The organism is Pseudomonas sp. GD03875, assembly GCF_029840585.1.
Lineage (GTDB): Bacteria > Pseudomonadota > Gammaproteobacteria > Pseudomonadales > Pseudomonadaceae > Aquipseudomonas > Aquipseudomonas paralcaligenes.
Genome location: NZ_JAOCCV010000018.1, coordinates 1 through 12,855 on the forward strand (window position 1 = coordinate 1; position 12,855 = coordinate 12,855).

Here is a 12,855-nt window from a genome sequence, read left to right on the forward strand (position 1 = left end):
AAACTTTTTACTCGGCTTTCAGATGGATGCGTGCGAAGGCCTTCTTGCCGGCCTGGCAGACATGGCTGGAGCCCAGCTTGAACACGAAGCCACGATCCACCACCTCACCGTCCACCTTCACACTGCCGGCACTCAGCAGATCGCGTGCAGCCGCAGCGTTCTTCACCAGGCCTGCCTTATTAAGGACGGAGGAGACCGGCATATCCTCTATAGATAGAAGCTCGACTTCCGGAAGATCGTCCGGCAGCTCGCCATCCTTCAGGCGATTGCCAGCGGAACGATGGGCATTGGCCGCCGCCTCTTCGCCGTGGAAACGAGCAACGATCTCCTCGGCTAGCTTGATCTTGATGTCCCGGGGATTGGCGCCACTCGCCACGTCCGCCTTGAACTGTTCGATCTCTTCCATGGAGCGGAAGCTCAGCAGCTCGAAGTAGCGCCACATCAGCGAGTCGGGCATGGATACCAGCTTGTTGTACATGGCGCCCGGCGCCTCCTGGATACCCACGTAGTTACCCAACGACTTGGACATCTTCTTCACACCATCCAGACCTTCCAGCAACGGCATGGTGACGATGCATTGGGAGGACTGCCCATAGGCACGCTGCAGCTCACGCCCCATCAGCAGATTGAATTTCTGGTCGGTGCCGCCCAGTTCGACGTCGGCGCGCAACGCCACCGAGTCGTAGCCTTGAACCAGCGGATAGAGGAACTCGTGGATGGCGATCGGCTGGTTGCCTTCATAGCGTTTCTGGAAGTCGTCGCGCTCGAGCATGCGCGCCACGGTGTACTGCGACGACAGACGGATGAAGTCGGCCGGAGTCAGCTTGTCCATCCAGGTGGAGTTGAAGGCCACCTCGGTCTTCGCCGGATCGAGGATCTTGAATACCTGGGTCTTGTAGGTCTCGGCGTTGTCGAGCACCTGCTCGCGAGTCAGCGGCGGACGGGTAGTGCTCTTGCCACTGGGGTCGCCGATCATGCCGGTGAAGTCGCCGATCAGGAAGATCACCTGGTGCCCCAGCTCCTGGAACTGGCGCAGCTTATTAATAAGGACGGTATGCCCCAGGTGCAGATCGGGTGCGGTAGGGTCGAAACCGGCCTTGATGCGCAGCGGCTCGCCACGCTTGAGTTTTTCCACCAGTTCGGATTCGACCAGGACTTCTTCCGCTCCGCGCTTGATCAGCGCCAGCTGCTCTTCAACCGACTTCATGACAGGACTCATGCCACTCGCAAAACCAAAAGGGAACCAACCATACAAGATCACTGACCAATTACAAGCTCTGCGCCCGGGGCTGCCGCTCGACAGACAGCCTGGCTTCAGGGTTGCCTATGATGAATTATGATTATATTTTAGGCAGTTAATGCACTCTTCCAAGAAACACCCCGAGCCATGACCCATACCTCTCCCAAAGCTACGTCCTACCCGCGAAGCCATCTGCTGGCTGCCAGCGGTGTCGCGGCGCTGCTGAGCCTGGCCTTGCTGGTGTTCCCATCCCGCGAGGTGGAAGCAAGGAAGACCTACCTGTCGATGGAGCTGGACAATGGCTCCGAACAGATACTGCAGGAAAAGGACGACCTCCGACCCGAGCAGGTTCTGGGGGATCGAGGCGCATCACCCTTCGCCGATGCCAACCTCGCCAATAATCAGAAAAGCGCCCAAGCAGACGCTGATAACGAGAAGAAAGAAGAGCTTCAACCCGCCCCACCCTCCGATCCGCTGCAGAAGAGCGTCACCGTCACCAGCGGCGATACTCTCTCCACTCTCTTCGCACGTGTGGGCCTGAATGCCACGGCCCTGCACGAAGCCATCGACAGCAGCAAGGACGCCAAGCGCTTCAGCCGCCTCAATGTCGGCCAGACCCTGGACTTCAAGCTGACCGCCGACGGCAAGCTGGAGCAACTGAGCAGCAGACTCAACGATCTCGAAAGCATCTCCCTGACTCGCGACGACAAGGGCTTCTCCTTCAAGCGTGAGGTGGTCAAGCCTGATGTCCACACCAGTTACGCCCGCGGCGTCATCAACAGCTCGCTGTTCCTCTCCGCCAAACGCGCCGGGCTGCCACACAGCCTGACCATGGACCTGGCCAACGTGTTCGGCTACGACATCGACTTCGCCCAGGACCTGCGCGAAGGCGACGAGTTCGAGGTGATCTACGAGGAGCACACGGTCAACGGCAAGACGGTGGGCAACGGCAATATCCTCTCCGCCCGCTTCACCAACCGCGGCAAGAGCTATACCGCGGTCCGCTACACCAACAAGCAGGGCGTCACCAGCTACTACAACGCGGACGGGATGAGCATGCGCAAGGCGTTCATCCGCACGCCGGTGGACTTCGCCCGTATCAGCTCCAAGTTCTCCCTGGGCCGCAAGCATCCCATCCTGAACAAGATTCGCGCACACAAGGGTGTCGATTACGCCGCGCCACGTGGTACGCCGATCAAGGCCGCCGGCGATGGTCGTGTACTGCTGGCCGGGCGCAAGGGTGGTTACGGCAACGCCGTCGTCATCCAGCACGGCAACAGCTACCGCACCCTGTACGGGCATATGCAGGGCTTCGCCAAGGGCGTGCGTACCGGCGTAAACGTCAAGCAGGGCCAGATCATCGGCTATATCGGCACCACCGGCCTCTCCACCGGCCCGCACCTGCACTACGAGTTCCAGGTCAACGGCCAGCATGTGGACCCGCTCGGCCAGAAGCTGCCGATGGCGGACCCCATCGCGAACAACGAGAAGCAGCGTTTCCTGCAACAGAGCAAGCCACTGATGGCGCGCATGGATCAGGAAAAGGCCACTCTGCTGGCCGCCAACAAGCAACCCTGACATGTTGCGCTACCTGGGGGTGATGTCCGGCACCAGCCTCGACGGACTGGACATCGCCCTGATCCACCAGGCCTCCCACCCCGCCCTGCTCGCCCACCACTACATCCCCATGCCCGACACGCTACGTGCCGAGCTGCTGGCCCTGTGCTCGTCCGGCCCGGACGAACTGGCGCGCGCGGCGGTAGTCGAACAGCGCTGGGTTGAACTGGCAGCCGACGGCATCCATGCCCTGCTGCAGCGGGAAGGCTTGAGCGCCGGCGATATACGCGCCATCGGCAGCCACGGCCAGACCGTGCGCCACGAGCCGTCCCGCGGCTTTACCGTGCAGATCGGCAACCCGGCGCTGCTGGCGGAGCTGACCGGGATCGATGTGGTCGCCGACTTCCGGCGCCGAGACGTCGCAGCGGGAGGCCAGGGTGCGCCACTGGTGCCGGCCTTCCACGAAGCCCTCTTCGAGCGCGACGACCAGCCCAGAGCCGTGCTCAACGTCGGCGGTTTCAGCAACCTCAGCCTGATCGAGGCGGACCAGCCAGTGCGAGGCTTCGACTGCGGGCCGGGCAACGTGCTGCTCGATGCCTGGATCGATAAGAGCCTGAGCAAAGCCTTCGACCGCGGCGGCGACTGGGCCGCCAGCGGGCGGCTGAATGATGACTTGCTGCGTGCGCTCCTGAGCGATCCCTACTTTGCCACGCACGGTCCCAAGAGCACGGGGCGGGAGCTGTTCAACCTCGCCTGGCTCGAAAGCCATCTGGCCGCTCAGCCCGAGCTGGCTCCCGCCGATATCCAGCGCACACTGCTGGAGCTGACCGCGCGCAGCATCGTCGACTCGCTGCAGCAGGCTCAGCAGAGCACCACCGAATTGCTGGTGTGTGGCGGCGGTGCGCACAACGACACGCTGATGCGGCGCCTGCAGGAATTGCTGCCCGATTGCCGGGTGGCCAGCACCGCCTCGCGCGGCGTGCCGCCGGACTGGGTCGAGGCCATGGCCTTCGCCTGGCTGGCCCACTGCTGCCTGGAACGCATTCCGGCCAACCGCCCGAGCGTCAGCGGGGCGAAGGGCCCGCGCATCCTCGGCGCCATCTATCCGGCCTGAAGAAACGAAAAAGCCGCGCGATTGCGCGGCTTCTGTTCCCTTGGGTAGCGATCAGATCGAGAAGGACGATCCGCAACCGCAGGTGGTCGAGGCGTTCGGGTTGTTGATCACGAAGCGCGATCCTTCCAGCCCTTCCTGATAATCCACCTCGGCACCGGCCAGGTACTGGAAGCTCATCGGGTCGACCACCAAGCTGACGCCCTCGCGCTCGACGATGGTGTCATCGTCGGCAACATCCTCGTCGAAGGTGAAGCCGTACTGGAAGCCCGAGCAACCGCCGCCGGTGACGAACACACGCAGCTTCAGGCGCGGGTTGCCTTCTTCATCGACCAGGTTCTTCACCTTGTTCGCCGCACCCTGGGTGAAGATCAGGGGGGTTGGAGTGAAGGTCTCGACGCTCATCTTGCTGTTCTCCCGGCGCCAGGCGCCATGTCACGTACTGCACGGGCGAGGATTATCCGCTTGTCCGAGCAAATTGGTCAATTATTGCGCGAAGGCAGGGCACGAGGCCCTGCCTGTTTAGATGGGAACGCCCGCGACGAATTCAAGTTGTCGCGGCGGGATGGCGGTCAGGGCAGCAGGGCGGCGTGGGAGAGCCCCAGGCGCTCGTCCAGGCCGAACATGATGTTGAGGTTCTGCACGGCCTGGCCCGACGCGCCCTTGACCAGGTTGTCGATGGCGGACAGCACCACCACCAGGTCGCCGCCCTGGGGACGGTGCACGGCGATGCGGCAGACGTTGGCGCCGCGCACGCTGCGGGTTTCCGGATGGCTGCCGGCAGGCATCACATCGACGAACGGCTCGTCGGCGTAGCGGCGCTCGAACAGCGCCTGCAGGTCCACGCCGCGGTCGGCGACGGTGGCGTACAGTGTGGCGTGGATGCCGCGGATCATCGGCACCAGGTGCGGCACGAAGGTCAGGCCGACCGGGCCGTTGGCGGCGCGGCGCAGCCCCTGGCTGATCTCCGGCAGATGGCGATGGCCCTTGACCGCATAGGCCATCATGCTCTCGCTGGCCTCGCACAGCAGCGAACCAACCTTGGCGCCACGACCGGCACCGCTGACGCCGGAGGCGCAGTTGGCGATCAACTGACTCGAATCGGCCAGACCAGCCTCCAGCAGCGGGATCAGGCCGAGCTGGGTGGCGGTCGGGTAGCAGCCGGGGACGGCGATCAGCCGCGCACCCTTGATCGCCTCGCGATTGACCTCGGGCAGGCCGTAGACCGCCTCGGGCAGCAGGTCCGGCGCGCCGTGGGGCTGGCCGTACCACTTGGCCCACTCCTCGGCGTCCTGCAGGCGGAAGTCGGCGGACAGGTCGATCACCCGGGTGCCGGCGGCGAGCAGTTCGCCGGCCAGGGCATGGGCGACACCATGGGGCGTGGCGAAGAACACCGCATCGCAGGCGCCCAGGGTGGCGACGTCCGGCACGCTGAAGGCCAGGTTGTCGTAGTGACCGCGCAGGTTGGGGTACATGTCGGCGACCTTGACCCCGGCCTCGGAGCGCGAGGTAATCACCGCCACCTCGGCCTGCGGGTGCTGGGCCAGCAGGCGCAGCAGTTCCACCCCGGTGTAACCCGTGCCGCCGACGATTCCGACCTTGACCATTGCATACCCCCGCTGCGCGACCGTTGAGAAAGGCTGCCGATGATACGGCTCCGGGGCAGCCAGGGCCAACCTCGAGGATGCGCTCGGTCATGGCTTTCTCTACTATCGGCGACACATTTCGCGCAGGAAGTCGTCGATGCTCTATCTCTGGGTCAAGGCCCTGCACATCATCGCCCTGGTCTGCTGGTTCGCCGGCCTGTTCTACCTGCCCCGGTTGTTCGTCTATCACGCCATGGCCGAGGACGACGCCAGCCGCGAGCGCTTCTGCGTCATGGAGCGCAAGCTGTATCGCGGCATCATGAATCCCTCGATGATCGCCACGCTGGTGTTCGGCGGCTGGATGCTCCATCTCAATCCGGCCTGGCTGCAGCAGGGCTGGATGCACGCCAAGCTGACGCTGGTGGTACTGTTGGTCGGTTATCACCATGTCTGCGGCGCCCAGCTCAAGCGCTTCGCCCGCGGCGAGAACGCCCGCGGCCACGTGTTCTACCGCTGGTTCAACGAGGTGCCGGTGCTGTTCCTACTGGCCATCGTGGTGCTGGTGGTGGTGAAACCCTTCTGATCACGACAAGAGGAAAGCCCCATGTCCCTGCCCGCTCTGTTCGACCAGCGCCTGCGCCTGCCCGTGGTAGCGGCTCCCATGTTCCTGGTGTCCACCCCGCAACTGGTGCTGGCCTGCTGCAACGGCGGAGTGGTTGGCAGCTTCCCGGCCCTGAACCAGCGCGAGACCAGCGGCTTCAAGGCCTGGCTGGAAGAGATCGAGGCGGGTCTGAAGCCGGACGCGGCGCCCTACGCGGTCAACCTCATCGTGCATGGCAGCAACCCGCGCCTGCAGGCCGACCTGGCGGTGTGCGTCGAGCACAAGGTGCCGGTGGTGATCACCAGCCTGGGCGCGGTCAAGGAAGTGGTCGATGCCGTGCACAGCTACGGCGGCCTGGTCTTCCATGACGTCACCACTCGCCGCCATGCGGAGAAGGCGGCCGAGGCCGGCGTCGACGGCCTGATTGCGGTGGCCGCCGGCGCCGGCGGCCATGCGGGCACCTGGAGCCCGTTCGCACTGATCGCCGAGATCCGCCAGTTCTTCGACAAGACCCTGCTGCTCTCCGGCTGCCTCAACCACGGCCACGAGATCCTCGCCGCCCAGTTGCTCGGCGCCGACCTGGCCTACATGGGCACCCGCTTCATCGCCACCCGCGAGAGCAACGCCGACGGCGACTACAAGCAGATGATCCTCGACGCCCGCGCCGCCGACATCGTGCATACCCCCGCGGTCTCGGGCGTGCCGGCCAGCTTCATGCGCCAGAGCCTGGAAAAGGCCGGCTACGACCTCAAGCGCCTGCAGGACAAGGGCGACGTCGACTACGGCGAGAAGCTCAAGCCGATCAGCGACGAAGCCAAGGCCTGGAAGACCGTATGGTCGGCCGGCCAGGGCGTCGGCGGGATCGCCGATCTGCCGACGGTGGCCGAGCTGATCGCACGCCTGGACGACGAATACCGCGCCGCACAGGGCCGGGGCAGCCAACTGGCGGGGAAATGGCCGCGCTAGTGGCCATTTGGTGCAAATTGCCTGGCCGGCCGCTTGTGAGCGCCCGGCAAAGCCCCTAGGCTCAACGAATTTATAAAAGCGAACAGGGACGCAGCATGACCGAAGCACGTTACAAGATCGTATTCGAAGGGCAGTTGATGCCGGAGCAGACGCTGGAAACGGTGAAGGCCAACCTGGCCCGCCTGTTCAAGAGCGACCCGGGCAAAATCGACGTGCTGTTCAACGGGGCCCCGGTAGCGCTCAAGCGTGACCTGTCCGAGAACGAGGCCGACAAGTACCTGGTCGCCCTCCAGCAGGCCGGCGCCCAGGTGCGCAAGGAACAGGACCTTGCCGCCAGGCTGAGCCTGGTGGATATCGAAGAAGAGAAGGCCGTCAGCGAATCAAGCGAAGCTGGCAGCAGCAATATGGAATGCCCCAAGTGCGGGCACCAGCAGCCCAAGGCCACCGCCTGCTCCGCCTGCGGCATCGTCATCGAGAAGTTCCTCGCCCGCCAGGCACTGCAGGCCCAGAGCACTCCGGGGTCGACAACCGTGTCGCCCTACAGCACGCCCAAGTCCGATGTGGGCGACGGCTACGAGGAGTTCGCCGAGCTGAAGGTATTCAGCGTTTCCGGGCGGATTGGCCGGGTTCGCTATCTGGGTTGGTCGATGGCGCTGCTGCTCATCGCTATGCTGGCCTACGGCATCGCCGCAGGGATCATGGCCGCCTCGCCGATATTCGGCGGCATCCTGATGATCCCGGTGGTCATCGGCGCAGTCGTGGTCAGCGTGCAGATCGGCGTGCAACGCCTGCATGACATTGGCTGGTCCGGCTGGCTCTGGCTGCTCAACCTGATACCCGTGGTCGGCAGCGTGTTCGCGCTGCTGATGCTCATCGTCCCCGGCAACCAGGGCGCCAACCGCTACGGGCCGCCGCCGCCGCCGAACAGCGGTGGTGTCATCGCCCTGGCCTGCACCATGCTGCTGGTGCCTATCCTGGGCATCGTCGCGGCGATTGCCCTGCCGGCCTATCAGGACTATGTCAACCGCGCCGCGGAAGCACAACAGCAGCAAATCCAGCAAGCCCCCTCCGGAGAGTAGGCCTTGAGCGGTTACGCCCTGATCACCGGAGCCTCGAGCGGTCTCGGACTCGCATTGGCCGAGGCGCTGGCCCGGCGCGGGCGTAACCTGATTCTGGTCGCACGCCAGCGCGATGCCTTGGAAAGCATCGCCTGCGAGCTGAGCCAGCGCTTCGGCGTCGAAGCGCTGTTCCGCGTGTGCGACCTGGCCGAACCGCTGCAGCTCACCGGCCTGATCCAGGAGCTTGAGCAAAGCGAGCGGCACATCGATCTGCTGGTGAACAACGCCGGCATCGGCAGCGCCGGCCTGTTCGTGGAGCAGGACTGGTCCATCGAGCAGCAGCTGATCGAACTCAATGTTCTGGCCCTCGCCCGTCTCTGCCACGCCCTGGGGCTGGACATGAAACAGCGCGGTTCGGGACAGATTCTCAACGTGGCCTCGCTGGCCGCGTTCCAGCCCGGTCCGCTGATGGCCAACTACTTCGCCAGCAAGGCCTATGTGCTGCACCTGTCGGAGGCGTTGCGCAGCGAACTGGCGCCGTTCGGTGTGAAGGTCTCGGTGCTCTGCCCAGGACCGGTGGCCACTGCCTTCTTCCGCCGCGCCCAGTTGCGCAGCGAGGGACTGGACCGGCACGGCCAACTGGCCAGCCCGGAAGAGATTGCCCTGCTCGCCATCCGCGGGCTGGAGCGCAACCAGGCCATAATCATCCCCGGCTGGCGGCACCGCCTGGTGCCGCAGCTGTTGCGCCTGACACCCCGCGCACTGGTGCGGCGCATCGCCATGAAGATGGTCCGCCCGCTGTTGCCACGAACGGACGCCGAGCAGCCCTAGCCGGCGTTCACCGTCCGGCCATCGGCCCAGGCACGCAGGGCCGCCAGGTCCTCGGCCATCACCACCGACAGCGGCGCGGTGCTCTGGATACTGTTCAGCAACAGCGTCTGATCCACCGACTGCTGCCGCGCCTGGGCGGCGTACAGAGCGCTGACCACCACTTGCTCGATCTCGGCCCCCGAGAAACCCGCACAGGCGTGCGACAGCTCGGCCAGGTCGAACTGCTCGGGCTCCAGCTCGCGACGGCGCAGGTGGATGGCGAAGATGTCCGACCGTACTGCCGCATCCGGCAGGTCGACGAAGAACAGCTCATCGAAGCGCCCCTTGCGCACCAGTTCGGGCGGCAAGCGGTGGATGGCGTTGGCCGTCGCCACCATGAACACCGGCGCCTTGCGCTCGGCCATCCAGGTCAGCAGGGTGCCGAGCACACGCTGGCTGACACCATCGTCATTCTCACCGGTGGCCAGGCCTTTCTCGATCTCGTCCATCCACAGCACGCAGGGCGCCATCTGGCTGGCCAGCCTGAGCGCCTCGCGCAGGTTGCGCTCGGTCTCGCCGAAGAACTTGTTGTACAGACTGGCAAAGTCCAGGCGCAGCAGCGGCAGCCCCCAGAGGCCGGCCACCGCCTTGGCCGCCAGGCTCTTGCCGCCGCCCTGCACACCGACCAGCAGCATGCCGCGGGGCATGTCCGCACCCTTGCCGTTGAGGAATATCTCCTGGCGCTCGCTCAGCCAGCGCTTGAGGTTGGTCAGGCCGCCCACCTCGGCGAAGCGCGCGGTGTCGTACTCGAAGCTGAGCACGCCCTCCAGGTCGAGCAGCTGGAACTTGGCCTTGTTCAGCTCCGGGATGTCTTCCTGGGTGATGGCGCCGTCGTCGCAGATCACGTTGCGTGCCAGCGCCCGTGCCTCGGCGTGGGTCAGGCCACGCAGGTTCTTCACCATCTGCTGCAGGGTGCGGTTGTCGGTGCGCACCCTGGCTCCACGGTTGCGCTCGCTCCAGCGGGCGGCCTCCTCGCGGACGATGGCCAGCAGCTCCTCCTCGGTCGGCAGCGCCAGGCTGAAGCGCGCCGCGTAGCGCTGGACCTCGGCCGGCAGCTTCACCGCGTGGGAAACGAGCACCAGGGTCGGCTTGTGCGCCTCCTCGCTCATGGCGATTTCCTTGAGCAGACGCACCAGCCTGGGGCTGTCGCCGAGGAAGGGGTGCAGGTCGCACATCACGTAGAGGTTGGGTACCGGGTCGGCCTTGATCATGCGCAGCGCCTGCTCCGGCTCGCGGCTGTCCAGTTCGCCCATCGGCTCGCCGCCGAAGGCCAGACGCTGCAGGCCCTCGGTCACCGACCAGGTGTGGATGCCCAGACCACGCTTGACGGCGAGCGAAGTCAGCGTCTCCAGCACCCGGCGCTCGTCCCAGGACTCGATCACCACCAGCTTGACCCGGGACTCGAGCACCAGCCCCAGGTCGTGGATATCGTTCTTCAACACTCGCTCCTTGTGAGACCACCCGAACCAGGCCCACAGAATACCGAAAGCCACCAGGGAAGGCGCGTGGACTCCCTGTTCTGCAGGATAATCGACGGGACCGAGCCTCGTAGGGTGCACAGGCAGTCCCCTTGGTGCGCACGGCGCACCCTACACGGCAGCCATGCGGCCTCTTGTCGCCAAGCGGATTTCTGCCCGGGGGCTCAGGTAAACTGCCGGCATGCTTTCCCGCGGAGATGGCCCATGACCAACGAACGCCAGTTTTCCCCCGTCGACCGCCTGCTGATGCAGGCCGACGCCGCCATGCGCACCCTGCTGCCCTTCAGCGGCGCCCCGGCGCGGCCGTCGCCGGCCATCCTGCAGAACGAGTCCGAACTTAGCGACGAGGATGCCCGCCACGTGGCCGGCCTGATGCGCATCAACCATACCGGCGAGGTCTGCGCCCAGGCGCTCTACCAGGGCCAGGCGCTGACAGCCAAGCTGCCCGAGGTACGCAAGGCCATGGAGCATGCCGCCGACGAGGAGGTCGACCACCTGGCTTGGTGCGAGCAGCGCATCCGCGAGCTGGGCAGCCATCCAAGCGTGCTCAACCCGATCTTCTACGGCCTGTCCTTCGGCGTCGGCGCGGTCGCCGGGCTGATCAGCGACCGGGTCAGCCTGGGCTTCGTCGCCGCCACCGAGGACCAGGTGGTCAAGCACCTGGACGAGCACCTGGAGCAGATTCCGCCGGAGGACGCCCGGACCCGCGCCATCCTCGAGCAGATGCGCGAGGACGAGCAGCAGCATTCAACCAGCGCCCTGGAGGCCGGCGGCCTGCGCTTCCCGGCGCCGGTCAAGTTCGGCATGACCCTGCTGTCCAAGGTGATGACCAAGAGCACCTACCGCATCTGAATCGCGGACATGATAAAAAGGCGCCATCTGGCGCCCTTTTTCATTGACTCATGCGTGGGTGCGGATCAGCCCAGCTCGACGATTTCGTAGTCGTGGGTGATCTCGACGCCGGCGCGGCCTAGCATGATCGAGGCCGAGCAGTACTTCTCTGCCGACAGCTCGACGGCGCGCTTGACCTGCGCCTCCTTGAGGCCACGACCCTTGACCACGAAGTGCAGGTGGATCTTGGTGAATACCTTGGGGTCCTCGTCGGCGCGCTCGGCCTCGAGGAAAGCCTCGCAGCTTTCCACCGGCTGGCGCGACTTCTTCAGGATGCTGACCACGTCGAAGTTGCTGCAGCCGCCCAGGCCGATCAGCACCATCTCCATGGGACGCACGCCGAGGTTGCGACCACCCGCCTCGGGCGGACCATCCATCACCACCACGTGCCCGCTGCCGGACTCGCCGAGGAACATGGCCTCGCCGGCCCACTGAATACGCGCTTTCATCGCAAGGACTCCAACTCCCAGAAAAATGCCCGCCAGCTTAACACAGCACCTGGCGGGAGCTTTTCGACCCACCGGTCAGCCTGCAGGTCGGAAGCGCTGCAGACTGCGTCGCAAAAACGCATTACCACAGGCCACCTGTCTGTTAAGCTGCCGACGGATAACTGGCACACTTGTTCGGATAACTAATAAGAAATTCGCCTGCTGGACAAAGGCTTACTCATTTTCGGGACTCGGGCATGGTCGCTATTACCCTTACACCTAAGATCAAGAACATCGACAAGCTGCTCGCGCACTGTCACCGCCGCCGCTACACAGCCAAAAGCACCATCATCTATGCAGGGGACCGTTGCGAGACCCTGTTCTTCATCGTCAAAGGCTCGGTCACCATCCTCATCGAGGACGACGACGGCCGCGAAATGATCATCGCCTACCTCAATGCGGGCGACTTCTTCGGCGAAATGGGCCTGTTCGAGAAGGAAGGCGCCGAGAAGGAGCGCAGCGCCTGGGTCCGTGCAAAGACCGAGTGCGAGGTGGCGGAGCTGAGCTACACCAAGTTCCGCGAACTGACCCAGCAGGACCCCGAGATTCTCTATGCGCTCGGCAGCCAGATGGCGGACCGCCTGCGCAATACCACCCGCAAGGTGGGCGACCTGGCCTTCCTCGACGTTACCGGCCGCGTGGCCCGCACCCTGCTCGACCTGTGCAAGCAGCCGGACGCCATGACCCATCCGGACGGCATGCAGATCAAGATCACCCGCCAGGAAATCGGCCGCATCGTCGGCTGCTCCCGCGAGATGGTCGGCCGCGTGCTCAAGTCCCTTGAGGAACAGGGCCTGGTGCATGTGAAGGGCAAGACCATGGTGGTCTTCGGTACGCGCTGAAGAGCCCGCCAATCGGCGTAACGCTGTTCACATAAGGAATAATCGCGCGCTCTGCCCCTCGCCCTTCCGGGGAGAGGCGGGGAAACCAGCAGTCTCGCAGGTTTCCGCCCTCTCCCCCAGCATCTCTCTACTTAGGCGTGCCCCCGAGCAAGCACGTACGGTGCTAG

At 64.9% G+C, this 12,855-nt stretch carries 13 protein-coding genes; 8 read left to right on the forward strand and 5 right to left on the reverse strand.

From position 1 onward, the window contains the following. Window positions 1-7 precede the first annotated feature (7 nt). A complete protein-coding gene (tyrS, locus tag N5D30_RS16190; RefSeq protein WP_220813836.1) occupies window positions 8-1,207 on the reverse strand; it encodes a tyrosine--tRNA ligase in 1,200 nt (399 codons plus the stop codon). Window positions 1,208-1,387: 180 nt separating this feature from the next. On the opposite strand from tyrS, the gene N5D30_RS16195 reads away from it, so the two are divergent. Continuing rightward, on the forward strand, window positions 1,388-2,818 hold the full coding sequence (locus N5D30_RS16195) for a peptidoglycan DD-metalloendopeptidase family protein (RefSeq protein WP_279909765.1): 1,431 nt from the start codon (window positions 1,388-1,390) through the stop codon (window positions 2,816-2,818). A gap of 1 nt (window position 2,819) precedes the next feature. Then, window positions 2,820-3,911, forward strand: coding sequence for an anhydro-N-acetylmuramic acid kinase (locus tag N5D30_RS16200; protein WP_279909766.1), 1,092 nt, complete (start codon window positions 2,820-2,822; stop codon window positions 3,909-3,911). 51 nt (window positions 3,912-3,962) lie between these two features. On the opposite strand, the gene erpA is transcribed toward N5D30_RS16200, so the two are convergent. Both erpA and argC read right to left on the reverse strand, forming a co-directional pair. After that, window positions 3,963-4,313 (reverse strand): iron-sulfur cluster insertion protein ErpA, encoded by a 351-nt coding sequence (erpA, locus tag N5D30_RS16205; RefSeq protein ID WP_220813833.1) that lies wholly within the window; start codon window positions 4,311-4,313, stop codon window positions 3,963-3,965. A gap of 167 nt (window positions 4,314-4,480) precedes the next feature. After that, window positions 4,481-5,515 carry an N-acetyl-gamma-glutamyl-phosphate reductase gene (argC, locus tag N5D30_RS16210; protein WP_279909767.1) on the reverse strand — a complete coding sequence of 345 codons (1,035 nt, stop codon included), beginning with the start codon at window positions 5,513-5,515 and terminating at the stop codon, window positions 4,481-4,483. Between the two features lie 136 nt (window positions 5,516-5,651). Here argC and hemJ point away from each other — a divergent pair, with 136 nt between their 5' ends. The 4 genes from hemJ (at window position 5,652) to N5D30_RS16230 (ending at window position 8,950) form a co-directional block, all read left to right on the forward strand. Then, window positions 5,652-6,077: a protoporphyrinogen oxidase HemJ gene (gene hemJ, locus N5D30_RS16215; RefSeq protein WP_279909768.1), complete on the forward strand. Its 426-nt coding sequence runs from the start codon at window positions 5,652-5,654 to the stop codon at window positions 6,075-6,077. 21 nt (window positions 6,078-6,098) lie between these two features. Next, complete coding sequence (locus N5D30_RS16220; protein WP_279909769.1) at window positions 6,099-7,061, forward strand: nitronate monooxygenase family protein; 963 nt, start codon at window positions 6,099-6,101, stop codon at window positions 7,059-7,061. A gap of 95 nt (window positions 7,062-7,156) precedes the next feature. Then, complete coding sequence (locus N5D30_RS16225; protein ID WP_279909770.1) at window positions 7,157-8,140, forward strand: DUF805 domain-containing protein; 984 nt, start codon at window positions 7,157-7,159, stop codon at window positions 8,138-8,140. Between the two features lie 3 nt (window positions 8,141-8,143). Beyond that, entirely contained in the window at window positions 8,144-8,950 is an 807-nt protein-coding gene (locus tag N5D30_RS16230) for an SDR family oxidoreductase (RefSeq protein WP_279909771.1), read from the forward strand. Here the strand turns inward: N5D30_RS16230 and N5D30_RS16235 are convergent. Beyond that, window positions 8,947-10,428, reverse strand: coding sequence for an AAA family ATPase (locus N5D30_RS16235; protein ID WP_220813827.1), 1,482 nt, complete (start codon window positions 10,426-10,428; stop codon window positions 8,947-8,949). The two genes, N5D30_RS16230 and N5D30_RS16235, sit on opposite strands and share 4 nt — an antisense overlap. Window positions 10,429-10,671: 243 nt before the next feature. Here N5D30_RS16235 and coq7 point away from each other — a divergent pair, with 243 nt between their 5' ends. Next, entirely contained in the window at window positions 10,672-11,319 is a 648-nt protein-coding gene (gene coq7 / locus N5D30_RS16240; RefSeq protein WP_279904544.1) for a 2-polyprenyl-3-methyl-6-methoxy-1,4-benzoquinone monooxygenase, read from the forward strand. Window positions 11,320-11,384: 65 nt separating this feature from the next. Here the strand turns inward: coq7 and N5D30_RS16245 are convergent, their stop codons facing one another. Then, a complete protein-coding gene (locus tag N5D30_RS16245) occupies window positions 11,385-11,807 on the reverse strand; it encodes an OsmC family protein (protein WP_192329118.1) in 423 nt (140 codons plus the stop codon). Between the two features lie 236 nt (window positions 11,808-12,043). Between N5D30_RS16245 and crp the strand changes: the two genes are divergently transcribed. After that, on the forward strand, window positions 12,044-12,688 hold the full coding sequence (crp, locus tag N5D30_RS16250; protein ID WP_220813825.1) for a cAMP-activated global transcriptional regulator CRP: 645 nt from the start codon (window positions 12,044-12,046) through the stop codon (window positions 12,686-12,688). The last annotated feature ends 167 nt before the right edge of the window (window positions 12,689-12,855 follow it).

Coding starts and splice junctions, on each gene's coding strand:
- tyrS (WP_220813836.1), bottom strand. CDS start 1,207: ATGAAGTCGGTTGAAGAGCAGCTGGCGCTGATCAAGCGCGGAGCGGAA.
- N5D30_RS16195 (WP_279909765.1), top strand. CDS start 1,388: ATGACCCATACCTCTCCCAAAGCTACGTCCTACCCGCGAAGCCATCTG.
- N5D30_RS16200 (WP_279909766.1), top strand. CDS start 2,820: ATGTTGCGCTACCTGGGGGTGATGTCCGGCACCAGCCTCGACGGACTG.
- erpA (WP_220813833.1), bottom strand. CDS start 4,313: ATGAGCGTCGAGACCTTCACTCCAACCCCCCTGATCTTCACCCAGGGT.
- argC (WP_279909767.1), bottom strand. CDS start 5,515: ATGGTCAAGGTCGGAATCGTCGGCGGCACGGGTTACACCGGGGTGGAA.
- hemJ (WP_279909768.1), top strand. CDS start 5,652: ATGCTCTATCTCTGGGTCAAGGCCCTGCACATCATCGCCCTGGTCTGC.
- N5D30_RS16220 (WP_279909769.1), top strand. CDS start 6,099: ATGTCCCTGCCCGCTCTGTTCGACCAGCGCCTGCGCCTGCCCGTGGTA.
- N5D30_RS16225 (WP_279909770.1), top strand. CDS start 7,157: ATGACCGAAGCACGTTACAAGATCGTATTCGAAGGGCAGTTGATGCCG.
- coq7 (WP_279904544.1), top strand. CDS start 10,672: ATGACCAACGAACGCCAGTTTTCCCCCGTCGACCGCCTGCTGATGCAG.
- N5D30_RS16245 (WP_192329118.1), bottom strand. CDS start 11,807: ATGAAAGCGCGTATTCAGTGGGCCGGCGAGGCCATGTTCCTCGGCGAG.
- crp (WP_220813825.1), top strand. CDS start 12,044: ATGGTCGCTATTACCCTTACACCTAAGATCAAGAACATCGACAAGCTG.